The organism is Streptosporangium sp. G11, assembly GCF_051192615.1.
Lineage (GTDB): Bacteria > Actinomycetota > Actinomycetes > Streptosporangiales > Streptosporangiaceae > Streptosporangium.
Genome location: NZ_JBPJUQ010000052.1, coordinates 53,977 through 80,070, shown reverse-complemented (window position 1 = coordinate 80,070; position 26,094 = coordinate 53,977). Strand labels below are relative to the sequence as shown.

Sequence of the window (26,094 nt, the reverse complement as noted above, 5' to 3'; positions counted from 1 at the left end):
TCCCCCGCCGCCCGCCACGTGGTCAACCGCCAGATCGACGCCTGCCCCCACGTCAACGGCGCCACCCCACCCCGCGCCCCCGCGAACTCCACCACGACCCCACCCCCCGGCACCTCACCGGCCGTCACCGGGATCGGGGGGCCTCTTCGGCCACGCCGTCCGAGGCGCGGGCGGTGGGCGGCGCGGTCACGTCGAGCGGGCCGCGGAACCGGGTGGCGGGCGGCATGGCGTGGACCCGGCTCCCGGCGCCCGCCCGCCCGCCGGTCCCCGTCCCCCGCCGGGCGAAGGACTTTCGGTCCCGCTCTTCTACCGGAGATACCGACATCTCACGCGCCTTCCCTCTGACCTGTCGCGGCGCCGAAGAGGCCGCGCGACTCCCTTTCCCGGCTGCTTCCGCGGCAGGACGTCGGCAAGGAGCACTCATCCGGGGATCTCGTGTCCGGCCGGTCGCCTCGCGAGGCTAGAGATCACGTGCCGAATCCGTCAAGGTTTCGGGCTTGTTTTCGACCGTCACGAAGCGGCGCATCCTCACGGTGAGCACGGCGTCGCGCCCGTCACCAGTTGGCGGCGTCGACGTAGGGCCGGGTCCAGACGGTGACGTGGAGCATGACCGACTTGGTGAAGGCGGAGTGCATGCGCCGGACGTGCTCGGCGGAGGCCCCCTTGGCCGCGAGGTAGGTGGGCGCCGTGGCGATGACGACGGCGGTGAAGGCGAGCAGGTAGCGCATGGGGATGTGGTCGAGGGAGTCGGCGTGGTCGGTGGTGTTCTTCCTGGCGCGGGTGTGACGCAGGCCGATCTCGTGCTGGTAGTTCAGCCAGTCCCGGTCCAGGGGACGGGTGCAGGCGTCGATGATCCACCGGTCGAAGCGCGGTTTCGTCGCGGCGCCGTACCCGGGGTTGGGGGTGCCGTCGGGGTGGCCGGAGTACCCGCCCAGCCACGGCTGGAGGCCGAGCCGCGCGCGGTAGGCGGTGACCATGTCATCGGCCTGGTCGGCGAGGATCTCGGCGGCCTCGCGGAGGGCCTCCTCGTCGTCGGCGGTGAGCCACACCGCGGCCTTCAGGCGGTCGAGGTCCTCAAGGGTCAGCGGCGAGACGGCGGCCTGGGCGGTGCCGTAGGTGTAGCCGGGAATACGCTCGGGATGCTCGGTCACCAGCGCCGGCGTCGGCGTGTGCTCGGTCATGGAAAGTCCTCCTTGGTCGACGCGCCGACGCTACCCACGGGACGTTTCGGTGACGGCCGTAACGACGCGGGAGGGAAATCTCCGGGGCGTGTCGATCCGGCCGCCTCCCGTTCGTCGTCACGGTGTACGGCGACCCGCCACGCGAGAACACGACAGACACCAAGGAGCCTGACCGTGAAGTACATGTTGCTGATCTACGGTGCCGCGACGGCCGACGTGGACGACCAATGCGACTTCGAGGAGTGGGTGAGCTACGACAGGGCGCTGAGGGAGGCCGGAGTCCTGGTCTCCGGGCACGCGCTGAAGGACGTGACCACCGCCACGACGGTCCGGGTCGGCCCGGCGGGCGAGCGGACCGTCACCACGGACGGGCCGTTCGCCGAGACCCGGGAGATCCTCGGCGGCTACGACGTCATCGACGTGCCGAACCTCGACGTCGCGCTCGAGTGGGCCGCCCGATGCCCCGGCGCGCGCGACGGCGGGTCGGTCGTGGTGCGGCCGATCGACGAGTTCGAGGTCTGACGGCGATGGACAGGCGGATGGACGAGCGGATGGACGGGTGGGCCGCCGACGCCAGGTCGTCCGTGGAGTCGATGTTCCGTGAGGAACGCGGCCGGCTGCTCGCCTCCCTCGTCCGCCGTTTCGGCGACCTCGACCTGGCCGAGGAGGTCGCCTCCGAGGCCATGGAGGCGGCACTGGTGCACTGGCCGGTCGACGGCGTCCCGTCCAGGCCGGGGGGCTGGCTGCTGACGACGGCGCGGCGCCGGGCCGTCGACCGGCTGCGGCGGGACCGGGCCTACGCCGCCAGGCTCGCCGTCCTGCAGGTGGAGGCGGACCGGGCCGACCCCGCCCCGCCCGCGGACGCGGACGGCGACCTCCCCGACGAGCGGCTGCAGCTGTTCTTCACCTGCGCTCACCCGGCTCTTCCCGCCGAGGATCGCACCGCCCTGACCCTGCGCTGCCTCGCGGGCCTGACGACGCCCGAGGTCGCGCGGGCCTTTCTCGTTCCGTCCGCGACGATGGCCCAGCGGATCGTGCGGGCGAAGAGGAAGATCCGCGAGGCCCGCATCCCGTTCCGGGTGCCCGGCGCCGACGAGCTGCCAGAGCGCCTGCCGGGGGTGCTCCAGGTCATCTACTCGATCTTCACTGAGGGCTACGCGGCCAGCTCCGGCCCGGATCTGCAGCGGCTCGACCTCTCCGAGGAGGCCATCCGGCTGGGACGGATACTGCGCCGGTTGCTGCCCGCGGAGCGGGAGGTCGCCGGGCTGCTCGGGCTGATGCTGCTGGTCCACGCGCGGCGCGACGCCCGGACCGGCCCGGGCGGCGAGGTCGTGCTGCTCGACGACCAGGACCGCGGCCGCTGGGACCGCACCATGATCGAGGAGGGCCGTGACCTGGTGCTCCTCGCGCTGACCGGCGGCTCACCCGGGCCGTACGGGGTGCAGGCCGCGATCGCCGCCCTGCACGACGAGGCCGCGGACGTCGCGACCACCGACTGGCCGCAGATCGTGGCGCTCTACGACGTGCTGCTCGCCCTCGCACCGTCCCCGGTGGTCGCGCTGAACCGGGCCGTGGCGGTGGCGATGCGCGACGGGCCGCAAGCGGGCCTGGCCCTGCTCGACGAGCTGGCCGGTGAGCCGCGACTGCGCGACCACCACCCCTACCCGACGGCCAGGGCGGACCTGCTGCACCGGCTCGGGCGGTTCCCCGAGGCCGCGGCGGCCTACCGGGAGGCGCTCGGCCTGGCCGGCACCGACCCCGAACGGGCGCACCTGCTGCGCAGGCTCGACGCGGTCGAGGCATCCGATCCCGGCGCCACGACCGGCACATGACGGCGGAGCGCCTCCTGCCGTCGCCATCACACGCACACCTGACCGAGGAGAGCCGTACATGGACGATGAAGAGATCTTTTCCTGGACAGAGGACGAACGGCTCGGCCTCGCCGGCTTCCTCGGCGAACTCGACGACCACGAATGGAAGGTGGCCTCCCTCTGCCCCGGCTGGACGGTGCACGACGTGGCCGCCCACCTGACGCTGTCCACGCACACCCTGTTCCTCGACACGATCAAGGGCGTGATCCGGACGCGGGGCGACCTCGACCGGGTGTTCGCCGACCAGGCGCGGGCTCGGGCGGCCGGGTTCGGGCCCGCGGAGCTCGTCGCGCAACTCCGTGAGACGGCGGGCTCACGGCGCCGCGGGCTCGGTTCCCGTCCGCTGGACACGCTCGTCGACGTCCTGGTGCACGGGCAGGACATCGCGCGCCCGCTCGGACGCGTGCGGGAGATGCCCGCCGAGCGGGCGGTCGCGGGGCTCGGCCGCGTCCTGAACACCGGCTTCTACGGCGCTCCCAAGCGCCTGCGCGGCACCAGACTGGTCGCCACCGACCTGGACTGGTCGGCGGGTGAGGGCCCGGACGAGGTCCGGGGGCCGGCGGGCGATCTTCTCCTCCTGGCGACCGGGCGGGCCGCGGGGCTCGCGGGCCTGTCCGGGCCGGGTGTCGAGCGGGCCGCGGCCGCGCTGTAGGCGGGACGCCGCCGGTCGGAGCCGGGCGGCCTCCTCCTCACACGGGCGGGTCCACCGGAGCCTCGCACCAGAGGATCTCCAGCCCCGCCTCGCCCGAGACCAGGTCGAGGCTGGCGGGCTCCCCCATGCGGGCCGCGACCGCGTGGTAGAGGTCCGCCATCTGGTGGATCAGCGGATCCGGGACGGCCGCCGCGCGGTGCAGGATCGAGGGCACTTTGGACTCCTGCACTCCCCCGATGTCGGCGATCACGGCGTCTCTCTTGATCGCGATCCGGCTGCGGGCGACCCGCCGCGCGCTGACGATGAACTCGTCCGCGGGCAGCGGATGGCCGACCGACTGCTCGTGCAGCCCCCAGCCCGCCCGCACCTTGATGTCGCCCGGCCGCCCGAACGCTCCGGCGGGCGAGAGCGTGGCCCAGATCTTGGAGTCGTTGAACCGGCGGATGAAGATGACCTCCCGGACGACGGATTCGGGCCAGCCGTACCGGCGCCGCAGCGCCCGGGCCCGGTCGGAGAAGAACGGGGCCAGGCATTCGGTCACCGCCTGGATCACCGCCTCCTCGCCGGAGACGTTGAGAAACGTCCAGGGGTGGCCGACCCAGGAGGGCACCGACGGCGGCTCGATGAGGAGCGAGCGCACCTCCACCGAGGGCGCGTACAGGCCGCACACCTCGCCCAGCCGGTTGTAGGCCCTGTTCAGAGTGTCCCGCCAGGGGCCCAGGGCGCCGCGCGGGAACACCTCGAAGGGCGGAGCCGACACGCAGAAGGCGGGGGCCACGGGGAACGCGTCCCGCAGCCCCGCCAGACAGGCGATCCCCTCCCCCACTATCAACCCGTCCAGACTCGCCGGGGAGCCGAGCCAGTGAATTCCCTCGTCGGCGTCGAACTCTATGCCGGCCACGCGGATCGTCACCTCCTGGTGAGAGTTCTCGCCGCCGGGGCTGCGGGCCGGACGAGACGGCAGACCCCGGCGCGCGGACGGGTTACGGTCGCGAGGTCTCGGAGCGCAGCGCCGGCCGCGCGCCGGTGTCCTCGGAGAGGACCTTCCCATGCCGGATGCGGTCGGCCTGGCGGGCGTGACGGCTGACGGTGGCCTTCAGGAAGTCCCGGATGAGCACGAGCTCCTCCTCGGTGTGCCCTGCCAATCCGGCCTCGTCCTCCTCGCTCAGCTGACCCCAGATCTCCTGGGCGACCTGCTCGGCCTGGGGCGTCGGCACCACGCGCACCTGCCGCCGGTCCCGCAGGTCCCGGACCCGCTGCGCGTATCCGGCCCGTTCCAGCCTGTCGATGGCGATGGTCGCCGCGCCGGGGGACAGCCTCGCGGCCACCGCCAGCTCCCCGGCCGTCATCGGGCCGAGCGCGAACACGCATCCCATGCAGCGCATGTCGGTCCGGTTGATGCCCAGACGTGCCGCCGCGGCCTCGTCCACCGCGTCCGAGACGTTCTGCAGCTCCATCACGGCCACCTGGACCTCATCTATCAGGGACTTCCAGATTTCTTTTGACATTTAAAATTTCCAACTACTAGACTTGTCGATAGTTAAAGCATATACCGTTCTCCCTGGCAACACACCCCTCCCGGGCCCCCATCGAGGCGACCCCCCGGGAGCCGAGTCCTCTAAGGAGGTGCGAAGAGTGAGCAGACGCGGGAACCCGTGGGTCGTCATGGTGACACTCTGCATCGGGTTCTTCATGACGATCTTGGACACCACGATCGTCAACATCGCCATCCCCGACATCCTCGTTGACCTGAACGCGACGATCACCGAGGTCCTGTGGGTGATGAGCGCCTACATCCTCGTGGTGGCCGTACTGGTGATCACGGCGGGCCGGCTGGGCGACATCGTCGGGCCACGCAACGTCTTCATCGCGGGCATGATCGTTTTCACGGTCGCGTCGGCGCTGTGCGGAGCCGCACAGGAACCCTGGCAGCTCATCGCCGCCCGCGCCGCCCAGGGCGTCGGCGCCGCACTGATCACACCGCAGACCCTGACCATCCTGACGGCGGTCTTCCCCCCCGAGAAGCGGGGCCTGCCCAGCGCGGTGTGGGGTGTCACGGCCGGGCTGGCCGGCCTGGCCGGTCCGACGCTCGGCGGGCTCCTCGTCGCGGAGGGCACCTGGCGCTGGATCTTCTACGTCAACGTGCCGATCGGCATCATCACCATCATCATGGCGTTCACCCTCATCCCCGACATCCGTCCGGGCAAGCGCCCCCACCTGGACCTCACCGGGGCGCTCCTGGCGACCGCCGCGCTCGGCGCGATCACCTACGGGCTCCTCGAGGGCGACCGCTACGAGTGGGGGACGATCACCTCCTTCATCAGCATCCCGCTGGTCATCGGGGTGGGCCTGGTGCTGCTGGCGGTGTTCCTGGCGACCCAGGCGCGGACCTCGCAGCCGCTGCTCCCGCTGGGCATCTTCAAGGACCGCGGCTTCTCCCTGATGAGCTTCGTGATCATCGCCGTCTCCTTCGGGATGATGGGGCTGTCGCTGACCCTCACGATCTATCTGCAGCAGGTGCTCGGGCTCAGCGCGCTCGAGGCGGGCCTCACGCTCGCGCCGACCGCGCTCGCCATGATGTTCTCCTTCCCGGTCGTGGGCTTCCTGATCGACAAGATCGGCGGGAAGTACGTCCTCATCGGCGGGCTCACCCTCTATCCGATCAGCCTGGGGCTCATCGCGATGATGGCGCAGACCGACTCCAGCCGGTGGGCGCTGCTCGGTCCGCTCATCCTGGCGGGCATCAGCCAGGCGGCCGCCTTCGCCCCGACCATCACGATGGCCATGCAGGACGTGCAGCAGGAGTTCGCGGGCGCCGCGTCAGGCGCCTTCAACGCGATCCGCCAGATGGGCTTCCTGATCGCGGTCGCCGCGATGGGCGCGGTCCTGCAGAACCGGCTGAGCAGCGAGCTCAACGACGAGGCGCGACGCCAGGCGGAGCAGCTTCCCAGCGAGTATCGCGGTGACTTCGTCGACGCGATCGCCACGGCGGCCAGGGGCGCCGAGGCGGGAGCCGACCAGGTGCAGCTGCCCGCCGGGGTGAGCGGCCAGCTCGCCCAGCAGATGCGGGAGATCGCCCAGCTGACCTTCGATCACGCCTTCGTCGGAGCCCTGCGGTGGACCTTGCTGGTCTGCGCGGCGGTAGTGATCATCGCGGGCCTGCTGAGCTTCGCCGCCAAGCGGCCCGATCCCGCCAAGGCACCCACCCCCGAAGAGGAACTGGCACTGATGTGAGCCTCCGTCCCCCGCCCCATGCCTGCCAAGGCCCCTGCCGTGCATGGGGCGGGGGAACGGATCCCGCCATGGAAGTCCGGGGACGGGGCCCCGGAAGTCCGGGGACGGGGCCTCACAGCGCCGCCGGCCGAGAGAACAGGAAGGTCCCAATCCCATATCGAAAAAGGCATCACCTAGCCCACATGGGCAATTACAAAGCGTTACATTCTTGCCCCTCGACATGAAAATGATGCCTAACTCGCTGGTCTTCTATCGAGCTTCCAGTAAAAATCTACCGCCGTGTTCAACGATCCTAATCATGTGCTACATAGGAACATGATCTGGATATATAGAATACACAATCGATCATTCCTGATGTAGGCAACAAGCCGCGAACGTGGGCGCGGCGACGGGGATAGCGAAGACTTCGGGGAGTCTGCAGGCTTTCGGGAGGTCTGCGTGCCTGTTACGTGCCAGAAAGCGGCCTGCAATGCTCAAGAGGCTGTCCGGAGAAGGCCAGGTGTGCGCGATGAGCAGGTCTGCGATGAGATTCTGTGTTCTGGGGACCCTGAAAGTTCTCGACGGCGGCCGGGAGGTGACCCCGACCGCGCCAAAACTTCGTCAGGTACTTACTTTTCTTCTGCTCCGACGCAACAACATCGTCCAGACCGCCGAGCTCATCGACGAGCTGTGGGGAGAAAGTCCTCCGATCAGCGCCCTTTCCACACTGCAGACGTACATCTACAAGCTACGGAAGATCCTCTCCAATGACAAGATCGACTCGTTCGAGGAGGTCCTGCGCACCCAGTCATGGGGATACATGCTGGTGGTCGACCCCGAAGACCTCGATCTGGACCCGTTCGAGCGCCTGCTGGGGGCAGGCGCCGCGGCGCTGAAGAAGAACGACCCCGAGCAGGCCGCCGAGAACCTGGCCCGCGCCCTGTCGCTGTGGCGGGGACCGGCGCTGGCGGACGTGGCGGCGGGAAACCTGCTGTCGGCCTACGTGGCCTCCCTCGAAGAGAGCCGGCTGCGCGCCCTGGAGCTGCGCATCGAGAGCGACCTGCGTCTCGGCCGGCACCGCGAGGTCGTGGGCGAGCTCAAGCACCTGGTCTCGGTGCATCCGCTCCACGAGGCCTTCTACGCGCAACTGATGACCGCCCTGCACCGTTCGGGCCGGCGCTCGGAGGCCCTGGAGGAGTATCAGCGGCTGCGCGCCACGCTGGTGGAGGAGGTCGGCATCGAGCCGTCCGCGGAGTCGCAGCGGCTGCACCAGTCACTGCTCTCGGCGGAGACCCCCGCGAGCCCCGCCAAGACGGAGCCGCCGATCGAGCCGAGCAGCGTGACCACGGGCGGCGGGGAGAAACCGAGGAACGCGAAGGCGTCGCTCTGCCCGGCCCAGCTTCCGCCCGACATCTGGGACTTCACCGGCCGCCAGACCTACATCGGCGACCTGGTCACGGCCGCCACCATGACGGAGCCGACGGTCACCACGCCGCCGACCATCCTGATCGCCGGCATGCCGGGCGTGGGAAAGACCGCGCTGGCGGTGCATCTCTCGCACCTCGTCAAACAGCATTTCCCGGACGGGCAGTTTTATTACACGCTGCGCGGGATTCGCGGTGAAGCCGTTGATCCAAGTCAGATTCTATACAATTTCCTGATCACGGCGGGAATGCCCGCAGAAAAACTTCCGAACAGCATCGAAGAACGCTCGAAATTATTCCGGAGCTGGTGTTCGGCACATCGCGTTCTCATCGTCCTCGATGACGCCGTGTCGACCGCCCAGGTTTGTCCTCTCCTCCCTGGCAGCGAGTACTGCACGACAATCATCACAAGCAGGTCCGGGCTTTACGGATTCTCGTGCAGGAATCGAATAGACCTCGCTCCGCTTCCCCTCGAGGAGGGTGTTCGCCTGCTGGCCGCGGTGGCGGGCGGGCAACGCGTCGAACGCGAGAGAAACAACGCCGAGAGCGTGGTGCGTTTCTGCGAGGGACTTCCGCTCGCGGTACGGGCGGCCGCCGCCCGGCTCACCGCGTCGCCGACCCTGCCGATCCGGAGACTGGCGGCCCGGCTGGCCAACCCCGAATTACGGCTCAAAGAATTAAATTCTGCTGACTTCGATATCTATGATCTGTTCGACACCATTTACCGGGAGCTTGATCCGCGTGAGCGGAGCGCCCTCTGGCTGCTCTGCCTGCGGCGTAACACGAGGTTCACCCTCGAGAGCGCCGCGCAGTCGATCGGCTGCGACGTCGACACCACCGAGACGCTCCTGACCCGGCTGGTCTCGGCTCACTTCCTGCGCGCGGTGGGGGACGCCGGCGCGAGCGAGGGAACCGTCTACGTCATCAACGAGCTGGCTCGAATCTACGCCGAGGAGAAGCTCGAGAGCGAGCTCGGCAAAGGCAGCGCCGCTCTGGCCCCGGCCGAGCTGGGTCCGGTCGACGTGGCCGCCAGAAGGGGACATCCCCCCGCGCTCACGCTGACCCAGACCGCCGCGCAGCTCGAACCCTGCTCGCCGAACGGCGTCGAGGAACCCTATCTGGCGGACAACGACCACTCGCGAAAAGTGTCCTGACGGCAGGCGTTGCGCCCGCAGCACAACGCAGCCAAATGACACGGAACGAAACGGTTCGGGCCGGGAAGCGACGGGCTTCCCGGCCCGAACCATGTCAGCGGGGGAACGTCAGCGGAATTCCTCGGCGACGGCGCAGACGTACCGGCCGTAGTCGGACGACGCGAGCCGCTCGCCGAGCCGGTGACAGGCCTCCGCGTCGATGAAGCCCATCCGCAGGGCGACCTCCTCGACGCAGGCGATGCGCACGCCCTGCCTCGCCTCCAGCGCGCTGACATACTGGCCGGCCTGCATCAGTGACGCCGGGGTGCCCGCGTCCAGCCACGCGCACCCGCGTCCCAGATCGACCAGGCGCGCCTTGCCTCTCTCCAGGTACACGCGGTTGACGTCGCTGATCTCCAGCTCCCCGCGGGCCGACGGCCGCAGGTTCTTGGCGATGTCGAGCACCTCGTTGTCGTAGAAGTAGAGGCCGACGATCGCGCGGTTGGAGCGGGGCCTGGCCGGCTTCTCCTCGATGGAGACGAGCCTGCCCTCGCGGTCGGTCTCGCCCACGCCGTACCGCTCGGGGTCGGTCACCGGATAGCCGAAGAGAACGCATCCGTCGACGTCGCGCGCGTTCTCCTGCAGGACGTCGTCGAACCTGTGCCCGTGGAAGATGTTGTCGCCCAGCACCAGCGCCACCGGATCGTCGCCGGTGTGGTCGGCCCCGATGAGGAACGCCTCGGCCAGTCCCCGCGGCTCGGGTTGCTCCGCGTAGGAGAGGTTCAGGCCCAGCTGCGTCCCGTCCCCGAGCAGCCGGTGAATCTGTGGAAGGTCCACCGGCGTCGAGATGATCAATATGTCCCGGATGCCCGACAGCATCAGCGCCGACAGCGGATAGTAGATCAGTGGCTTGTCGTTCACCGGGAGCAGCTGCTTGGAGACCGCGAGGGTGATGGGATGCAGGCGCGTCCCCCGCCCTCCGGCCAGGATGATCCCCTTCATGTCCTCGCGGCCTCCGCCAGCAGGTCCACCTGGTCCGGGTCACCGGAGCACGGGAAGAAGATGAGCTCGTCACAGCCCGCGGACTCGTACTCCTTCAGCGTCCGCTGGAGCGCGCCCTCGGTCGTCACGGTCTGCGCCGCCGCGCGGTCGGCGTACGGGCCCGCCTGCGCGTAGTACCGGCGCATGTGCGCGACGGCCTGTTCGGCCCCCGCCGTCCCGAGCGAGAAGTAGGCCAGCGCCACCATGCGCGGCCGGTCCGTCCTCCCCTCCGCCTGCCAGGCGGCGCGGGCCCGCGCCACCAGGTCGGCGTACGGGACCGAGGACGAGCCGCCGGCGATCCAGCCCTGCCCGAGGCGGGCGGCCCGCCGCAGCGCCGCGTCCGTGTGGCCGCCCACCCAGATGGGCGGCCCGCCGGGAAGGACCGGCCGCGGCCCGATGTCGCCACCCGGCCCGTCCCCCGCCCAGATCTCGCGCATCTCCGTGACCAGGGCGTCCAGCCGCCGCCCCCGTCGCTCGTACGGCTCCCCGGTGGCCGCGAAGTCGTCCGCGCGCCCGCCGGCGGCGACCCCGACCGTGAGCCGGCCGCCGGACAGCTCGTCCACCGTCGCCAGCTGCTTGGCCAGGACCGCGGCCCGGCCGCGGTAGGCGGCGATCAGGATCGTCGTCGCGAGCCTGATACGCCGCGTCACCGCGGCGGCGGCCGCGAGGGTGACGACGGGTTCCTGGTTACCGGCCACGAGACGGTCCAGCACGCCGAGCGAGGACAGGCCGCGGGCCTCGGCGCGCCGTGCCCATTCGAGCACGGTGCGCCCGTCGACCCCGGTCACCGTCGTCGGCAGGCCGACTCCGACGTCCATGGCTCAGCTCGCCTTCCGTGCCACGATCAGCGTGTCGTACTCGCCCAGGGGCTTGACCGACTCGACGGTGAAGCCCGCCTCCTCCATCCACTCGCGGCACTCCCCGACCGGGTACTCCGAACCGCCCTCCGTCGTCAGCAGCATGTCCAGGCTGATCACCAGGTTCTCCGGGTCGGTCGGCTCGTCGGACAGCATCCGGTCGTAGACGATCAGCGCGCCGCCCGGGTGGACGGCCTGGAACGCCTTGCCGATGAGCACGCGCCGCTCGGCCGGGGACCAGTTGTGCAGCACGTGCCCGATGGTCAGCACGTCCGCCTCGGGCAGCGGGTCGGCGAAGAAGTCGCCCGCGTGGAACGTGGCGCGGTCGGCGACCCCGAGCTGCTCGGTGTGCGCGCGAAACGCCTTCTCCATGGGCGGCAGGTCGAAGACGTGGACGGACAGGTGCTCGTGCTCGCGCGCGACGCGGCCCGCCAGGTTGCCCCGGGCGCCGCCGATGTCGGCGTAGCTCTTGACGCTCTTCCAGTCGAAGGAGGTCGCGATCAGCGGGGCCAGCATGGTGCTGAGCGCGTCCATCATGCCGAGGTAGCTGCTCAGGCGGGCCGGGTCCTCCAGCATCTCGCGGAACGCGTTGTCCACTCGCGGCTTGCCCGTCCGCAGCGCCTCGGTCAGGTCACCCCACGCCGGGTAGAGGATGCGGTCGGAACGCTCGAGGAAGCCGCCGACGTACGCCGGCTCCCCCGGGTCGAGGAACCGTCCCGCGACGGTGGTGTTGGAGTAGAGGTCCCCCTCGCGTACCAGGAGCCCCAGCGCGACCAGGGTGTCGAAGAAGTCGCGGGAGGCGCGCGGGTGCAGGCCCAGCCGCTCGCGCAGCTGCGGCTCGGTGAGCGGTTTCTCCGCGAGCACGGCGAACACCCGCAGTTCGAGGGCGCTGAGAAGCACCTTGGCCGTACAGAAGGCGGTCTTGCCCAGCTGGATGATCTCCGCTGGGCCGGTGATCCTCGAGGTCTGCGTGGTCATCTGACGGCTCCGTTCTCCGGTCGTTCTCTCTCGCTGAGCCGCCGCTGCGGCAGCTCGATGATCACGGCCGCGTCCTGGTCGCCCAGTCCGGCGGCGACCGCTTCGGCCATGAGGTCGCCCGCGCCCTCGGTCAGCGGCAGGGTGATTCCCCGGGCCGTGGCGTCGTTGGCCGCCAGGCGGAGGTCCTTCTCCATCAGGCTGGTCTTGAAGGCCGCCGGCTCGTAGCGGCGTTCGCGCATGAACCCGGCGCGGAACGCCAGGACCGGCGAGCTGAAGCCGCTGTTCGCGATCGCCTCGATCAGCAGGTCGCGGTCGAGCCCGGCGCTCACCCCGTAGGACACCGCCTCCGCGAGGGCCGCGGTCTGCACCCCGAGCAGGAGGTTGAAGGCCAGTTTCATGGTGCTGGCGGCGCCGGCGGCGCCCAGGTAGCGCGCCTCCTGCCCCAGCACGCCCAGCAGGCCGTCGACGGCGTCCACGTCCTTCTTGGACCCCGCGGTGAAGATGCGCAGCTTGCCGGTGTGCGCCATCACGGGGTTGCCCAGGACGCACGCCTCGACGCGGGCGAGCCCCGCGGCGGACAGGCGCGTCGCCGCCTGGCGCGCGTACAGCGGTGAGGTCGTGGTGGTGTCCACCACGATGGTGCCCTCCCGCAGGGCGGGCAGCATGGCCTGGAACAGCACCTGCTCCACGGCCATCTCGTCGCTCAGGCTGAGCAGGACGATCGGCGCCTCGGCCGCGGCCTCGAGGGTCGTGAGCGCCCGCGCGCCCGCCTCGACCAGCGCGGCGGCCTTGCCGGGAGTTCGGTTGTAGACGGAAACGGGGTGGCCGGTCTCCAGGAGCCGGTGGCCCATTCCCACGCCCATCGCCCCGCTCCCGACGAGCGCGACGTGTGGAGGGGCCATGTCCCTCAGCCCCCGACCGGCAGGGTGTCGGCGGAGAGCTGCGAGATGCACCGCATCGTCGCGTTCCTGAAGTACTGCCCGAACGCCTCGGGGGTGCTGGTGTCGCGCGTCTCGGCGAGGTAGGGCGCGAGCTTCGCCTCGAGCGCGTGCACGCCCTTGTGCTGGGCCATGTTCCTGGCCACCTGGATGAAGTCGCCCTCGTAGTGGATGACCCTGATCATGAGGTCGTCCTTGATGAACACCGCGGTGCCCACCAGGCGGCCCGCCTCCTTGCCGTCGGCGTCGACCAGCACGGGCGTGCCCACGCGCTGGAATCCGGCGAATATCTCGGCGATCTCGTCCTCGTGACCCGGCTTCACACGGTAGGTGATCGCGGCGTACGGCATCAGATTCCTCCATCGACGTTCAGGGTCGTTCCAGTGATGTAACGGGACAGGTCGCCGGCGAAGAACAGCACGGCGCCCGCCACGTCGTCGGTCGTGCCCAACCGGCCCAGCGCGGTCATCTTGGCCAGGCGCTCCCTCATCTGGGGCGGCGGACCGAGGTCCCCGCCCTTGTCGATGACCCCGGGAGCGATGGTGTTGATCCGGATTCCCCGCGGTCCCAGCTCCTTGGCCAGTGATTTGGTCAGCCCGATCAGCGCGGCCTTGGAGGCGGTGTAGTGGGCGGTCGCCGCGCGGCCGCGCAGCGCGGCCGAGGCCCCGATGTTGATCACGGACCCGCCCTCCGCCAGCAGCGGCAGCGACGCCTGGGTGACCAGGAAATGCGCGGTGAGGTTGGTGTCGAGGACGCGGCTCCACTCCTCCGCCGACAGTTCCCCCACCGGCGCCTCGCCGACCACGCCAACGTTGTTGATCACCACGTCGAGCCCGCCGAACGCCTCCTTGCACACGCCGGCCAGCCGCTGCACGTCGTCCTCGGCGGTCACGTCCGCGCGGACCACGTGGTGCTGGTCGCCCAGTTCCTTCAGCTCGCGGGAGAGGTCGTCGGCCGCGGCCCCCGCGCTGTGGTGGCAGGTCACCACCCGCGCGCCTCCCTTGGCGAGGGCGAGGACGACCGTCTTGCCGAGTCCGCGCGTCCCGCCCGTGACGAGGACCCGCTTGCCGAATATTCCTAGTTCCATCATTCCTCCGTTCGGTTCCGCGCCGGCCTCACGTCAGCACGACGGCGACCGCGTTGACGGTCAGGGCCAGTACGGCGAGTGCGGTTCGCAGCAGGTGCCACTTGCGCCACAGGGGGCGCGGGTCCATCCAGTCCTCCGGGATCGCCGCCGGATTCAGCGCCTTGACCCGCCGGTTGATGGGCACGTTGCACAGATGGGACACCACCGAGACGCCCAGCATCAGGGCGGCGGCGACAGCGAAGAGCGAGCGCGGCCCCGTCAGGGGCGTCACCACGGCGAGCACGATGTCCGCCACCGCGGTCGTCAGCACGATCAGGGGCATCGTGGGGTCGTAGTTGCGGCCTACCAGCTTGTGGGTCTGCACGTAGCGGTCGGGGGGCAGCGCGAACAGCGTCGGCACCACACTGAGGGCCACGCAGAACAGAACTCCCGCGGTCAGGCCGCTGCCCACCATCGCCACGGTGCCCATCACGCCCTGCATGCCTAGTCCGTCTCCCCTCCCGCGTACACCGCGGTCCTGTTCTCGTACACGGCCTGGACCGTGTAGACGCCGAAGGACGCGCCCCGCGAGTGGTCCTGCAGAGGACGCAGCGGAGCCGTCGTCGAACGGTGCGACTCCCCCTCCTCCCAGGCGCGGAAGGCGTCCATGTCACGCCACTCGCTCATCACCACGAAACCGGCCGGATCGTGCACCGAGCGGAGCAGCTCGTTGGCGAGCAGCCCGGGTGTGCCGGTCAGGCTCCGGCTGATCCGGTGGTAGGCGCCTTCGACGGCCTCCGGCCCGGCGTCCGCGGCGGTGACGAAGACGAGGATGCGCACCCGCTCGCTCATCGCCGCTGAGCCGTCTCGCGCGCCATGTCGTAGACCACGTTCATGGTCGTCATCGAGCCGCCCGACCGGTACGGGTGCAGCTTGGTGCGGTGCTCCAGGTGGCGGTCGCTCTTCTCGAACTCCCGGAAGCGCTCCTCGTCGACCCAGTCGCTGACGATGTAGTAGATGCCCTCTTCCTCCGCGCTCTTCGAGAGCCACTGCCCGCGGTTGGCCGGGTGGTGGGTGACCGCGTCGGCGACCTGGTACCAGGTCTTCTCGAAGTCCTGTCCCATCCCGGGCTTGATCTGCATGCGCAGCATCACCCGGAACATGGACGCGCCGGTTTCCGTGGTCATGTCAGATTCCCCCGTCCACGTGGATCGTCTCGCCCGACACGAAGCTCGACAGGTCGCTGGCCATGAAGAGCACCACGTTCGCGACCTCGTCGGAGGCCCCGAGCCGGCCGAGCGGGATCATGTTCTTGTAGCGCTCCCTGACCGGGGCGGGGATCTCGACCTCGGTCTCCACCGGGCCCGGCGCGACGACGTTGACCCGGATCCCGCGGGGGCCGAGTTCCTTGGCCAGCGACCGGGTCAGCCCGATCAGGCCGGCCTTGGACGCGGTGTAGTGGGCGCGCAACGGCACCCCCACGGTGGCCACCCGCGAGCCGACGTTGACGATCGACGCGCCCGCCGACAGGAGCGGGAGCGAGGCGCTCACGACGAAGGCGGTGCCGGTGAGGTTGGCGTCGAGGACCCGCCGCCACTCCTCCAGCGAAAGCTCCGCGAACGGTATGTGGCTGATGACACCCGCGTTGTTCACCACGATGTCGAGGGAGCCGAACCGTGACCGGCACTCCTCGGCGAGCCTCTCGATGTCCTCGATCCGCCCGACGTCCGCCTTGATCACGTGGTGGTCGCCGCCGATCTCCTTCAGCTCCCGGGCGAGCCGGTCGGCGGCCTCGCCCTCCTGCCGGTGGCAGGTGATGACGTCGGCGCCGGCCTGGGCGAGACCGAGCACGATCGCCCGCCCGATGCCCCGGGTGCCGCCCGTGACGAGCGCCTTCTTCCCGGCGAGTCGGAATTCCATGGTTGTCCCTTCGCGTTCAGATGAGGGCGGTCGTGGCCCAGGCGTTCACTCCGAACGCGACGAGGGCCAGGACTGTGCGGATGAGGTTCCAGTTCCGCCAGCGCACCCGTGGGTCCCGTTCCTCCCAGTCGGCGGGGCGGTCCTCGGGGTCGAGCGAGGTCACGTACCGGTTGATCGGCACGTTCTTGACGACCGAGATCGCCATCACGACGAGCAGTAGCCCGGCCGCGGTCCCGAAGAGCGCCCGCGACGCGGCGGTGGGCGCCACGAAGATCAGTACGATGTCCAGCACGCACGTGAGCGCGTTGACGATCGGCATGAAGGGGTCGTAGCGCGGCCACATGAAGCGGATCGCCCCGACATACCTGTCGTACGGCTGGGCCAGCATCCACGGCACGACGCCGATGACGGTCGAGAGCATGATGCCGGCCGCGAGGCCGTTGCCGAGCAGTACCAGCGGCAGCAGGATCTGGACCACCACGTCACACCGGAGCCGACGCCGCCCGCGCGGCCTCCTCGACTCGTTCCTTGATGCGGCGCATCTGCACGGCCGAGTTGCGGTTGATCCGGTCGGTCATCCCGGCGTCGTCGACGGGAGCCTCCGGTTTCATGTGGAAGTCCTGGATCCAGCGCATCTTCACGCCGTCCGGGGTGGAGGTGTACTCCCACCGGATCTTCATGTAGTCGAACGGTCCGGTCTCGACCCGCTGGGCGCTGACGGTGCCCGCCCCCCGGTCGACGGTGCGCTCGGAGACCCAGCTCCAGACCTTGCCGTTCTCGTCGGGGTGCATCGTCAGCCGGAACCGCACCGTGTCGCCCTCGCGGTGCAGGATCTCCGCGGCGGCGTACTCGCTGAACAGCTCCGGCCAGGACGGCACGTCGTTGGTCATGTCCCAGACCAGGTCGAACGGGGCCGCGATCAAGATCTCGTTGTCGGTGTGACCTGCCATGACACCACTCCTTCGCTCAGGCCGCCGGCAGCCGCTGGTTGACGAAATCGAGCGTCTGCCGGGGCGTCTCCAGTTCCTCCATGGCATCGTCGGGAACCTCGACGCCGTACTCGCGCTCCACCCGGGCACCGATCTCCAGGACCGCCAGGGAGTCCAGGCCGAGGTCCTTGAACGAGACGTCGAGGATGTCGGCGTCCAGGTTGGCCGACGACTCCACCCCGCACTCGCGCATGATCCGCTTCAGTTCGTCCAGCCGGAGTTCCGTCTTCTCCACGTGTTCCTCCAAAAGTGCCGATGAACGGACCGTCAGTCGCGGACGGCCCGGACCACGAGGGCGGCGTTGAAGCCGCCATGACCTCGGGCCAGGACCAGCGCCGTCCGCACGCTCCCCTCCCTGGGGACATCCCGGACGAGGTCGATGTCGCAGCCCGGGGCGAGCTGGGCGACGTTGGTGGTCGGCGGGATGACCGAGTGGTGCACGGCCAGCAGCGCCGCGGCCAGGTCGAGCGCCGCGCCTCCGGCGTAGAGGCGGCCGGTCATGGTCTTGGGGGCCGTCACCGGCACGCCGAACGGCCCGAACACCTCGGCCAGCGCCCGCGACTCCAGCAGGTCCGCCTCCTGGACGCCCTTCGCGTCCGCGAAGACGACGTCCACGTCGTCCGGCGTGATCCGGGCGTCGGCGAGCGCGCCCTCGATCGCGCGGCGCAGTCCCGGCTGCCGGTCCGAACCCGGCCGCGGGTCGAAGGTGGCCGCGTAGCCGGCGATCTCGCCGTAGATCCGTTCCGCGCCGCGCGCCCGCGCGGTCCTCTCGTCCTCCAGGACGAGGATCGCGCCGCCCTCCCCCGGCACGTAGCCGCAGGCCTCGGTGTCGAAGGGCAGGTAGGCGCGGCCGGGGTCGGCGGAGCGGCTCAGCATGCCCGTGGGCATCTGGGTGACCAGCCCGTACGGGCTGAGCGAGGCGTCGGTGCCTCCCGTCAGCACCATGCCGGTCCCGCTCCGCAGTGCCCGCCGGGCCTGCGCGACGGTGTCGAGCCCGCCCGCCTGCTCGGTGGCGATCACCCCGCAGGGGCCGCGCATGCCGTGCCGTATCGAGATCTGGCCGGTGGTCGCGGCGTAGAACCAGGCGATGGACTGGTAGGCGCCCACGTGGCGCGGGCCGTTGCTCCACAGCGCCTGGATCTCGCGCTGCCCGAACTCGTTGCCTCCCGAGGAGTTGGCCGTCATCACGGCCATCTCGTACTCGGGCTGCTCCGCCGGGTCGATGCCCGCGTCGGCGAGGGCCATCTCGGAGGCGGCCAGCGCCAGGTGGGTCATGAGGTCGGTCTGGACGGTGATCTTCCTGGGCAGGTGGTCGTCGACGGCGAAGTCCCTGACCTCGCCGGCCAGGGTCACAGGGTAGGGCGAGGGGTCGAACCGGGTGATCCGCCCGAGGCCGCTCCTGCCGGCCAGGGTCGCCGACCAGAACCTCTCGGTGCCGAGGCCGTTGGGGGCGGTCACCCCTATGCCGGTGACGACGTGCCTCCCGCTCACCTGGCCACGCCCCTTTCCGCGAGGCCCGCGCGGGGTCTCGGGAAGGGGACCTGGCCGGGGCCGGGCGGGGTCCACGCGAGGGGTGTCATGCGGGCACCTTCCCCGGATGCGCGAGCACCATCGCGGTCTGGAAGCCGCCGAAGCCGCTGCCCACGGTCAGCACCCCGCCGAGCTCCCGCTCCCTGGCCGCCAGCGGCACGTAGTCCAGGTCGCACTCCGGGTCGGGGTTGTGCAGGTTCGCCGTGGGCGGGACGACCTGGTGCTCGATCGCCAGCGCGCAGGCCGCCACCTCGATGGAGCCGATGGCGCCCAGCGAGTGGCCGACCATGGACTTGATCGAGCTCACCGGCACCTCGTAGGCGCGGTGGCCGAGGCTCCGCTTGAAGGCCGCGGTCTCGTGCCGGTCGTTCTGCTTGGTGCCCGAACCGTGCGCGTTGATGTAGTCGATGTCCTCGGGGTTGAACCTGGCCTGCTCCATCGCGACCCGGATCGCCTCGCCCATCTCCCGGCCGTCCGGTTTGAGGCCGGTCATGTGGAAGGCGTTGCTGCGGGCGGCGAAGCCGACGACCTCGCAGTAGATGTGCGCGCCCCGGCGGATCGCCAGGTCACGGTCTTCGAGCACCATCACCGCCGCGCCCTCGCCGAGCACGAAGCCGTTGCGGCTCTTGTCGAAGGGGCGCGCGGCGTGCTCGGGGTCGTCGTTCCTGGGCGTGGTGGCCCTGATCGCGTCGAAGCACGCCACGGTGATCGGGGAGATGGGGGCGTCGGTCGCGCCCACCACGGCCACGTCGGCGGCGCCCTCCTGGATGAGCTGGTAGCCGTGACCGACGGCGTCCAGCCCCGAGGTGCATCCGGTCGAGGTCAGGGAGACCGGCCCCTCGGCGCCGCACGCCCAGGCGACCTCGACGGCCAGCGTGCTGGGCACCAGGTAGTCGTACAGGTGCGGGGCGGCGTAGGAGTGGTCGACCTGCCAGCGGCTGCCGCCGTTGCTGGCCACGACGTACTCCTGCTCGAGGCTTATGGTGTTGCCGACCGCGCTGCCCAGGCTCACCGCGAGGCGTTCGGGCGGCACGCTCTCCCCCTCGAGCCCGCTGTCGCTCCAGGCCTCCCGCGCGGAGATCACCGCGAGCTGCGCGGCGCGGTCCATCCGGCGGATCTCCTGGGGTGACAGCCCCTCCGCCTTCGGGTCGAAGTCGCACTCCGCGGCCACCTGGGAGCGGAACCCGGACGGGTCGAAGAGCGAGATCGTGCGGGTCGCCGTGCGGCCCGCGGTGAGCAGGTCCCAGAACGCCTTGTACCCGATGCCTCCCGGGGTGGCGGTTCCGATGCCGGTGATGACGACCCGCCGTCCGCCCATCACTTCCCCGCCTCGGAGGCACCGGCCTGGCCCGGGTACGGCTCGGTGTCGACGTGGCCGAGATCGGGCCGCGGGGCCAGGGGGCACAGGTGGAAGACCGCGAACGCCTCGCTCTCGCTCTGGTTCATCACCCGGTGCCGGACGTTCTTGGGGATCACCATGCCCTCGTCGGTGTTGAGCGTGAGCTCCTGCTCGCCGTTGATCCGCACCACCAGCGTCCCCCGGGACACGTAGAGGAACTCCTCGGAGTAGGGGTGGTAGTGCTCGGACACGTACTCGCCGGGCCGGATGGTGAGCAGACCCATGAATCCCGTGCTCGTGCCCACCGTGTTCGGGCTGAGCAGCACGCGGATCTCTCCGCCTCGGCGGTTGTTGACCACCGTCTCGTTCAGGCTGACCTTCGTCAGCGTGACCTCTTCCTTGCTCGCCTCTGGGGGCGCGACACCGGTGTCAGACACGTCGGCCACCTTCTCCTTCCTCCCACTCGTAGAACGGGGTGGCCATCGCGTCGCGCGGGCCGCGCCAGCTCGGGTCGTAGGGCAGCACGTACGGGGCCAGCCTGTCGCTGACGTCCTTGAAAAGGTGGTGCCGGCGCACGTCGTCCACGCGTGACGCCACGTCGGTCTCCGCCTCGGCCAGATGGAAGTAGAGATCGTGGAAGCGGAAGAGCGTGCGACGGGTCACACCGACCAGTCCTGGCAGCTCCGTGGTGTCGGAGTCGGCGAAAATCCTCGCCACCGTGTCGGCGTCACCGGGGTTCATTCTGGCGACGATCAATGTACGGCGCACCCGCGCCTCCTTTCAGCCCATCGCATGGTGAGTAAGACTGCTCAGTTGCCTGTCGTGCCCGCCGGCCAGGTCCTCCAGGTCGGCGACCAGCTCCGCGGGGGTCGGGTGGGCGGCCATCTCGTCGCCCAGGTGCCTCGCCGAACGCGCGTGACCGGGTGAGGCCAGAAGGTCCTCGACGGCCCGGCGGATCTCGGCCGGTTCGAACCCGTTCGCCGGGTCCAGCACCAGCCCCGCGCCCGTGGCCGCGAGCCGGCGGGCGTGCCCGGCGTGGTCGGGAAGCCGGGGCAGCGCGAGCTGGGGAAGGCCGTTCACCAGGCCGGTGAGCATCGATCCCGCGCCGCCGTGGTGGACCACCAGGTCGCAGCCGGGCAGCAGCAGGTGGAGCGGGACCGACTCGAACACCCGCGCGTTCGGCGGCAGGTCCCCCAGGAGGGCCCGCTGCGCGGGAGTGACCGCGAGGACGACCTCCGCGTCCAGGCCGGCCAGGGCGCGGGCCGCGTGCCCGGCGAGGAAGAACTCGTCGCCGAGCCTGGCCATCGTGGTTCCCCAGGTCACGCAGATCCTGGGCCGGCCCGTGCGCTCCGGCGGCCCGGCCGGGTACACGTCGTACGCGCCGTTGTAGGGCAGGTAGCGCATCCGCCGCCTGGCTCCGGGAAAATCCTCCTGGAGCCCGGCGGGGCAGGGGTCGATGGTCAGGGCGCCCAGCGGGTCGGCCTCGTCGACGCCGAGCCGGGCGCGGATCGGTTCCAGCGCCCGGATCACCGCCTCCCGCGCGGGGAACAGCAGGTCGATCCCGTACAGCTGGCGGACGGCGGGCACACCGGCGGCCGCGGCCGCCAGCGGGCCCGCCCAGGCGGTGGGGTCGTACACGACGAGGTCTGCCCGCCAGTCACGGGCGAAGGTCACCAGGTCGTCGACCATGGACTCGGCCAGATCGACGAACATGCCCAGCGCCCGGGGCGTCTTCGCGGACGGTCCGCCGCCCGCTGGACGCGCCGCCGGTCCGGTCCTGTTCTCCGGCGCCAGTTTCCGTACGAAGCTCCGCACGGCGCCGGTGACGTCCATGTCGTGCCCGGCGCGGACCGGGGTCAGCCCCGCGTGGGCGATCACGTTCGTGAGACCGGGCGGGGCGGCGACGCGAACCTCGTGACCGGCCGCCCGGCACGCCCATGCGAGAGGAATCATCGGATACACATGCGAGGGCCATGCCCACCCCGTGAACAGCACGCGCATCGAAGAACGCCTTCCTGTCGGTACCGGCGACTCACTCATCCGGACACTGACAGCTCCCCCTCGAAGGCTGGACGATGGAGCGGCGCTTGCCGGGCGGCATGATCGAGCGCGGCTCTAGCGTCCTGCGATCGGAGCTATTTAGCGTAACTCGCGTAATAACTCGCTTTCCCGTTCCCACCAACCAACTCCAGGGAGTCTGACGATGGATCTCGGTCTCGCCAGCAAGGTCGTCCTCATCACGGGCGGCAGCGGCTCGATCGGCGGTCATCTCGCCGGCGCGTTCGCGGCCGAGGGCGCCAAAGTGGCGATCACGTACCACCGCAACAAGGACGGCGCGCTCCAGGTGGCGGAGGATGTCATCAAGCAGGGCGGAGAGGCTATCACCGTCCAGTACGACCTGACCGACCCCGAATCGATCCGCGCCGCGTTCGACACGGTCACCACGAAATGGGGAGGTGTGGACGTACTCGTCGTCAACGCCTCGGCCATTCCGGGGACGAAGGTCGACCCGGTCGCCTTCGAGGACATCTCCGTCGAGGAGTGGCAGTCGTCACTGCGCGCCGACGTGGAGGGCTCCTTCCACACCGTGCAGGCCGCCCTGCCGGGCATGAAGGAGCGGGGATGGGGACGGATCGTCTTCATCTCGGCCAACATCGTCCAGCGCGGCGGCGCCGGCGACGAGGCGTTCGTGGCGAGCAAGATGGCCATGCACGGCCTGAGCAGGACGCTGGCCACCGAGCTGGCGCCCGAGGGCATCCTCGTCAACGTCGTCGCCCCCGGCCCCACCGTCACCAAGGGATTCCTGGCGCGGGTTCCCGACGAGTACAAGCAGGACCTCGCCGGCAAGACCCCCGAGCAGATCAAGCGCTTCCTGAACAGGGGCAAGCCGGCCGGTCACATCTCCTCGCCACAGGACGTGGCCGGTATCGTCCTCTACTTCGCCTCCGCCACCAACGGCAACGTCACCGGCAGCGTGGTCCACGTCGCCGGCGGCAACTAGCGGCGGCCCGCGGCGGGGCGTGGCCCTGACCGGTACGGTCCGGGCGGGCCTGCCCGCCCCGGACTGACCGCGTGACCGCGTGGCCTCACGGCCGCGTCATCACGGCCGCATGGCCACGTGGCCTCACCGCCACATGGCTTCACCGCTTCACGGCCGGAGAACGGCTTCACAGCCGGAGAACGGTCTTATCGCTTCACGGCTTCACGGCCGGAGGGCCGCTGCGCGGCGGCTCCCGGCCTGGCACCTCCCCGGGACCGACGGCTCGACCGTCGATCCCGGGGATTTTTCATCCCTTTTCCCGCTCTGCGTCCTTCCTGCGTCCTCAGTCCCGCACCTCGATCGTCCCGGTGGGGCAGCGCCGCGCGGCGGCGCGGACCCTGTCGTGCAGCGCGGCCGGCGGCTCGGGGACGAGGACCAGCACGACGCACTCCTCCTCGTCCTGCCCGAACACCTCGGGCACCGAGAGCGCGCACAGCCCGCTGCTACAGCACTTCTCTGGGTCGACGGAGACGAGCATGGCGCTCACCAGGCGATCGGGATCTCGACGAGCCCCTCGATGAGGGTGCCCTCGGTGCGCTGCAGTTCCTCCGCCGGGATCGCCAGGCGCAGGGTCGGGAACCGCCGGAGCAGGGTCGCCAGCGCGATCTCCAGCTCCACCCGCGCCAGCGCGGCGCCGATGCAGAAGTGCGGGCCGACGCTGAAGGTGAGGTGGGGGTTCTCCCTCCGGGTGATGTCGAGGTCGTCGGGCCGGTCGATGACCCGCTCGTCCCAGTTCGCGGACTCCACCGCCGGGATGACCCCGGACCCCTTGGGGATCGTCACGCCGCCGACCACGATGTCCTCGGTGACGTAGCGCAGCATCGACAGCGAGCCGCTCATCAGCTTCCAGCGCAGCAGCTCCTCCACCGCGCCCGAGAGCAGCGACTCGTCCGCGCGCAGCAGCTTCAGCTGCTCGGGCTCGGCGAGCAGCTTGGCCACGGTCAGGCCGAGCTGGCTGGCGGTGGTCTCGTACCCGACGAGCAGCAGCAGCCGGCACCACCAGTGCAGCTCGTACTCGCTCAGCCGGGTGTCGTCCTCGTCGTGCACGTTGATCAGCGCGCTGACGAGGTCGTCCGCCGGGTTCTCGCGCTTGGCCTTGATCAGCGCGGCCATGTACTCGTTCAGCTCGCCCAGCGCGCCGTGGATCTGCTCCCTGGTGTACTTGCCCGTGGACAGGAAGTGGTCCGTCCAGCGGCGGAAGCGGTGCTGGTCCTGGGTCGGCACCCCCAGCAGGTCGCAGATGACGCGGATGCTGAGCGGGAAGGACAGCTCCTCGGACACGTTCACCGGCGGCGTCTTGGCCGCCATCGCGTCGATGAGCTCGTTGGTGATCTCCTGCACGCGCGGGCGGAGCCGCTCCACCCGCGTCGCGGTGAACGCCTTCATCACCAGCCGCCGCACCCGGGTGTGCTCGGGCGGGTCGGGGTCCATCTTCGAGTCCTGGAACATCATGTTGTTCTTGGAGACCCGGGGGGCGTCGGGGCGGTTCAGGTTGCGGCTGACCCGCAGGTCGGTCAGCACGCTCTTGACGTCCTCGTGCCGCGTCACCAGGTAGGCCTCGTCCCCGCTGGGGAGGACCACCCTCACCACAGGTTCGTCGCGCAGCGCGCCCAGCTCCTTGGGCACGGCCAGCGGGCCGGGGCGGCGGAACGGGTACGGGATGGGATTGGCGGTCATGGCTGCCTGCCTTCTGTTGAGTCGTTCACCACGCGACGGGAACCTCGCGGAACCCCAGGTCCAACGGGCTGTCGTGGTGGCGCAGCTCGCTCGCCGGAACGGCCAGGCGCAGCGTGGGCACCCTGCGTATCAGGACCTCCAGCGCCACCTGCAGCTCCAGCCTGGCCAGCGCCGCCCCCATGCAGAAGTGGGGCCCGGCGCTGAAGACGAGGTGCTGCTTGTCCGCCCGGGTGATGTCCAGCCGCAGCGGGTCGGGGAAGACCGTCTCGTCGAAGTTGGCGGACTCCAGGACCGGGATCAGCCCGGACCCCTTGGGGATCGTCACGCCGCCGATCTCGATGTCGTCGGTGACCAGGCGCAGCATCGACAGCGAGTGCCCCGCGATCTGGCACCGCAGCAGCTCCTCCACCGCGTCGGGGATCAGGGCCGGGTCCTCGCGCAGCAGTTCGAGCTGGTCCCGGTGGGTGAGCAGCAGGACGGCGCTGCCGCAGAGCTGCGTCGCCGTCGTCTCGAACCCCGCCAGCAGCAGGATCACACACCACACGTGGAGTTCGTGGGCGCTCAGCCGTCCGTCGTCCTCGTCGTGCACCCCGATCAGGGCGCTGATCAGGTCGTCGCCGGGGTTCTCGCGCTTGGCCTCGATCAGCTCTCCCATGTACTGCCACGCCTCGTTCAGCGAGCCGCGGAACCGCCCCTGGTCCTCGAGCGGCACCCCGAGCAGGCCGCAGATGACCTGGAGGGTGAGCGGCACGGCGAACGCCTCGTGCAGGTCGGCCGGCGGGGTCCGCTTGAGCAGGTCCGTGACCAGCTCCTCGGCCACCCGCATCACGTGCGGGCGCAGCGCCTCCACGCGGGTCGCGGTGAACGCCTTGGCCATCAGCCGCCGCATGCGCGTGTGCTCGGGCGGGTCCCGGTCGATCTTGGGGTTCTGGAAGACCTTCGTCTTCTGCTCGGTCATCCGCGGCGCCCCGGGCCGGTCCCGGTTGCGGCTCAGCCTGGGGTCGGAGAGCACCCGCCGGATGTCCTCGTACCGCGTCACCAGGAACGCCTCGTCCCCGCTGGGCAGCGTGACCCGGACCACCGGCTCCTTGCGCAGCGTGAGCAGCGCCTCCGGCGGGCCGGCCGCGGCCGGCCACTCGAACGGGAACTGCGGCGCCGAGGACTTCATGAATCGTCTCCCCATCGATGATGGATCACCGTGATCACCCCATCGTCGGGGGCGCCGCTTGAGGCCGGGCCGAGAAG

The 26,094-nt window shown here is 70.3% G+C and carries 31 protein-coding genes; 6 read left to right on the top strand and 25 right to left on the bottom strand.

What is annotated here, in order from left to right:
- Positions 1 to 124: 124 nt before the first annotated feature.
- Positions 125 to 325 (bottom strand): hypothetical protein, encoded by a 201-nt coding sequence (locus ACSDR0_RS35145; protein WP_435293243.1) that lies wholly within the window; start codon positions 323 to 325, stop codon positions 125 to 127.
- Between the two features lie 229 nt (positions 326 to 554).
- Positions 555 to 1,181 carry a protoglobin domain-containing protein gene (locus ACSDR0_RS35140; RefSeq protein ID WP_435293242.1) on the bottom strand — a complete coding sequence of 209 codons (627 nt, stop codon included), beginning with the start codon at positions 1,179 to 1,181 and terminating at the stop codon, positions 555 to 557.
- A 183-nt stretch (positions 1,182 to 1,364) separates the two neighbouring features.
- Between ACSDR0_RS35140 and ACSDR0_RS35135 the strand changes: the two genes are divergently transcribed.
- Genes ACSDR0_RS35135 through ACSDR0_RS35125 form a run of 3 tightly spaced genes read left to right on the top strand, consistent with a single transcriptional unit; the run spans position 1,365 to position 3,704 of the window.
- On the top strand, positions 1,365 to 1,703 hold the full coding sequence (locus ACSDR0_RS35135; protein WP_435293245.1) for a YciI family protein: 339 nt from the start codon (positions 1,365 to 1,367) through the stop codon (positions 1,701 to 1,703).
- A gap of 5 nt (positions 1,704 to 1,708) precedes the next feature.
- On the top strand, positions 1,709 to 3,013 hold the full coding sequence (locus ACSDR0_RS35130) for an RNA polymerase sigma factor (RefSeq protein WP_435293241.1): 1,305 nt from the start codon (positions 1,709 to 1,711) through the stop codon (positions 3,011 to 3,013).
- A 58-nt stretch (positions 3,014 to 3,071) separates the two neighbouring features.
- Positions 3,072 to 3,704 carry a maleylpyruvate isomerase family mycothiol-dependent enzyme gene (locus ACSDR0_RS35125; RefSeq protein ID WP_435293240.1) on the top strand — a complete coding sequence of 211 codons (633 nt, stop codon included), beginning with the start codon at positions 3,072 to 3,074 and terminating at the stop codon, positions 3,702 to 3,704.
- A gap of 37 nt (positions 3,705 to 3,741) precedes the next feature.
- Here ACSDR0_RS35125 and ACSDR0_RS35120 read toward each other — a convergent pair whose 3' ends face one another.
- Positions 3,742 to 4,605, bottom strand: a complete 864-nt coding sequence (locus ACSDR0_RS35120) for a PEP/pyruvate-binding domain-containing protein (protein WP_435293239.1) — start codon at positions 4,603 to 4,605, stop codon at positions 3,742 to 3,744.
- A gap of 82 nt (positions 4,606 to 4,687) precedes the next feature.
- The gene (locus ACSDR0_RS35115; RefSeq protein ID WP_435293238.1) at positions 4,688 to 5,212 is read right to left on the bottom strand and encodes a MarR family winged helix-turn-helix transcriptional regulator; all 525 of its coding nucleotides are present in this window, start codon (positions 5,210 to 5,212) and stop codon (positions 4,688 to 4,690) included.
- Between the two features lie 127 nt (positions 5,213 to 5,339).
- Here ACSDR0_RS35115 and ACSDR0_RS35110 point away from each other — a divergent pair, with 127 nt between their 5' ends.
- On the top strand, positions 5,340 to 6,938 hold the full coding sequence (locus ACSDR0_RS35110) for a DHA2 family efflux MFS transporter permease subunit (RefSeq protein ID WP_435293237.1): 1,599 nt from the start codon (positions 5,340 to 5,342) through the stop codon (positions 6,936 to 6,938).
- A 469-nt stretch (positions 6,939 to 7,407) separates the two neighbouring features.
- On the top strand, positions 7,408 to 9,495 hold the full coding sequence (locus ACSDR0_RS35105; protein ID WP_435293236.1) for a BTAD domain-containing putative transcriptional regulator: 2,088 nt from the start codon (positions 7,408 to 7,410) through the stop codon (positions 9,493 to 9,495).
- 108 nt (positions 9,496 to 9,603) lie between these two features.
- On the opposite strand, the gene rfbA is transcribed toward ACSDR0_RS35105, so the two are convergent.
- From rfbA to ACSDR0_RS35015, 18 genes are all read right to left on the bottom strand, one after another.
- Complete coding sequence (gene rfbA / locus ACSDR0_RS35100; RefSeq protein WP_435293235.1) at positions 9,604 to 10,476, bottom strand: glucose-1-phosphate thymidylyltransferase RfbA; 873 nt, start codon at positions 10,474 to 10,476, stop codon at positions 9,604 to 9,606.
- A complete protein-coding gene (locus ACSDR0_RS35095; protein ID WP_435293234.1) occupies positions 10,473 to 11,333 on the bottom strand; it encodes an LLM class flavin-dependent oxidoreductase in 861 nt (286 codons plus the stop codon). Before ACSDR0_RS35095 ends, rfbA begins: the two co-directional genes overlap by 4 nt.
- Before the next feature lie 3 nt (positions 11,334 to 11,336).
- Positions 11,337 to 12,350, bottom strand: coding sequence for a methyltransferase (locus ACSDR0_RS35090; RefSeq protein WP_435293233.1), 1,014 nt, complete (start codon positions 12,348 to 12,350; stop codon positions 11,337 to 11,339).
- Positions 12,347 to 13,252, bottom strand: a complete 906-nt coding sequence (locus ACSDR0_RS35085; protein ID WP_435293232.1) for an NAD(P)-dependent oxidoreductase — start codon at positions 13,250 to 13,252, stop codon at positions 12,347 to 12,349. Before ACSDR0_RS35085 ends, ACSDR0_RS35090 begins: the two co-directional genes overlap by 4 nt.
- Before the next feature lie 5 nt (positions 13,253 to 13,257).
- Positions 13,258 to 13,638: a SchA/CurD-like domain-containing protein gene (locus tag ACSDR0_RS35080; RefSeq protein ID WP_435293231.1), complete on the bottom strand. Its 381-nt coding sequence runs from the start codon at positions 13,636 to 13,638 to the stop codon at positions 13,258 to 13,260.
- Complete coding sequence (locus ACSDR0_RS35075; RefSeq protein ID WP_435293230.1) at positions 13,638 to 14,375, bottom strand: SDR family NAD(P)-dependent oxidoreductase; 738 nt, start codon at positions 14,373 to 14,375, stop codon at positions 13,638 to 13,640. Before ACSDR0_RS35075 ends, ACSDR0_RS35080 begins: the two co-directional genes overlap by 1 nt.
- A 28-nt stretch (positions 14,376 to 14,403) precedes the next feature.
- On the bottom strand, positions 14,404 to 14,856 hold the full coding sequence (locus tag ACSDR0_RS35070; protein WP_435293229.1) for a DUF1772 domain-containing protein: 453 nt from the start codon (positions 14,854 to 14,856) through the stop codon (positions 14,404 to 14,406).
- A gap of 2 nt (positions 14,857 to 14,858) precedes the next feature.
- Positions 14,859 to 15,206 carry an antibiotic biosynthesis monooxygenase family protein gene (locus tag ACSDR0_RS35065; protein WP_435293228.1) on the bottom strand — a complete coding sequence of 116 codons (348 nt, stop codon included), beginning with the start codon at positions 15,204 to 15,206 and terminating at the stop codon, positions 14,859 to 14,861.
- The gene (locus ACSDR0_RS35060; protein WP_435293227.1) at positions 15,203 to 15,541 is read right to left on the bottom strand and encodes an antibiotic biosynthesis monooxygenase family protein; all 339 of its coding nucleotides are present in this window, start codon (positions 15,539 to 15,541) and stop codon (positions 15,203 to 15,205) included. The genes ACSDR0_RS35065 and ACSDR0_RS35060 overlap by 4 nt, the downstream gene beginning before the upstream one ends.
- Before the next feature lies 1 nt (position 15,542).
- Positions 15,543 to 16,274, bottom strand: a complete 732-nt coding sequence (locus ACSDR0_RS35055; protein WP_435293226.1) for an SDR family NAD(P)-dependent oxidoreductase — start codon at positions 16,272 to 16,274, stop codon at positions 15,543 to 15,545.
- Between the two features lie 16 nt (positions 16,275 to 16,290).
- Positions 16,291 to 16,755: an anthrone oxygenase family protein gene (locus ACSDR0_RS35050; RefSeq protein WP_435293225.1), complete on the bottom strand. Its 465-nt coding sequence runs from the start codon at positions 16,753 to 16,755 to the stop codon at positions 16,291 to 16,293.
- A gap of 1 nt (position 16,756) precedes the next feature.
- Positions 16,757 to 17,224 (bottom strand): SRPBCC family protein, encoded by a 468-nt coding sequence (locus ACSDR0_RS35045; protein WP_435293224.1) that lies wholly within the window; start codon positions 17,222 to 17,224, stop codon positions 16,757 to 16,759.
- A 16-nt stretch (positions 17,225 to 17,240) separates the two neighbouring features.
- Positions 17,241 to 17,498, bottom strand: coding sequence for an acyl carrier protein (locus ACSDR0_RS35040; RefSeq protein WP_435293223.1), 258 nt, complete (start codon positions 17,496 to 17,498; stop codon positions 17,241 to 17,243).
- Between the two features lie 32 nt (positions 17,499 to 17,530).
- On the bottom strand, positions 17,531 to 18,754 hold the full coding sequence (locus tag ACSDR0_RS35035; RefSeq protein WP_435293222.1) for a ketosynthase chain-length factor: 1,224 nt from the start codon (positions 18,752 to 18,754) through the stop codon (positions 17,531 to 17,533).
- Positions 18,755 to 18,839: 85 nt separating this feature from the next.
- The gene (locus ACSDR0_RS35030) at positions 18,840 to 20,111 is read right to left on the bottom strand and encodes a beta-ketoacyl-[acyl-carrier-protein] synthase family protein (RefSeq protein ID WP_435293221.1); all 1,272 of its coding nucleotides are present in this window, start codon (positions 20,109 to 20,111) and stop codon (positions 18,840 to 18,842) included.
- A complete protein-coding gene (locus tag ACSDR0_RS35025; RefSeq protein WP_435293220.1) occupies positions 20,111 to 20,569 on the bottom strand; it encodes a cupin domain-containing protein in 459 nt (152 codons plus the stop codon). The genes ACSDR0_RS35030 and ACSDR0_RS35025 overlap by 1 nt, the downstream gene beginning before the upstream one ends.
- On the bottom strand, positions 20,562 to 20,900 hold the full coding sequence (locus tag ACSDR0_RS35020) for a TcmI family type II polyketide cyclase (protein WP_435293219.1): 339 nt from the start codon (positions 20,898 to 20,900) through the stop codon (positions 20,562 to 20,564). Before ACSDR0_RS35020 ends, ACSDR0_RS35025 begins: the two co-directional genes overlap by 8 nt.
- A gap of 12 nt (positions 20,901 to 20,912) precedes the next feature.
- A complete protein-coding gene (locus ACSDR0_RS35015) occupies positions 20,913 to 22,085 on the bottom strand; it encodes a nucleotide disphospho-sugar-binding domain-containing protein (RefSeq protein WP_435293218.1) in 1,173 nt (390 codons plus the stop codon).
- Positions 22,086 to 22,335: 250 nt separating this feature from the next.
- Between ACSDR0_RS35015 and ACSDR0_RS35010 the strand changes: the two genes are divergently transcribed.
- Positions 22,336 to 23,133, top strand: coding sequence for an SDR family NAD(P)-dependent oxidoreductase (locus ACSDR0_RS35010; RefSeq protein ID WP_435293217.1), 798 nt, complete (start codon positions 22,336 to 22,338; stop codon positions 23,131 to 23,133).
- A 322-nt stretch (positions 23,134 to 23,455) separates the two neighbouring features.
- Here the strand turns inward: ACSDR0_RS35010 and ACSDR0_RS35005 are convergent, their stop codons facing one another.
- The 3 genes from ACSDR0_RS35005 to ACSDR0_RS34995 are packed head-to-tail and all read right to left on the bottom strand — an operon-like array spanning position 23,456 to position 26,017.
- Entirely contained in the window at positions 23,456 to 23,650 is a 195-nt protein-coding gene (locus tag ACSDR0_RS35005) for a ferredoxin (protein ID WP_435293244.1), read from the bottom strand.
- Positions 23,651 to 23,655: 5 nt separating this feature from the next.
- Complete coding sequence (locus ACSDR0_RS35000; RefSeq protein WP_435293216.1) at positions 23,656 to 24,849, bottom strand: cytochrome P450; 1,194 nt, start codon at positions 24,847 to 24,849, stop codon at positions 23,656 to 23,658.
- A 25-nt stretch (positions 24,850 to 24,874) separates the two neighbouring features.
- A complete protein-coding gene (locus tag ACSDR0_RS34995; protein ID WP_435293215.1) occupies positions 24,875 to 26,017 on the bottom strand; it encodes a cytochrome P450 in 1,143 nt (380 codons plus the stop codon).
- Positions 26,018 to 26,094 lie beyond the last annotated feature (77 nt).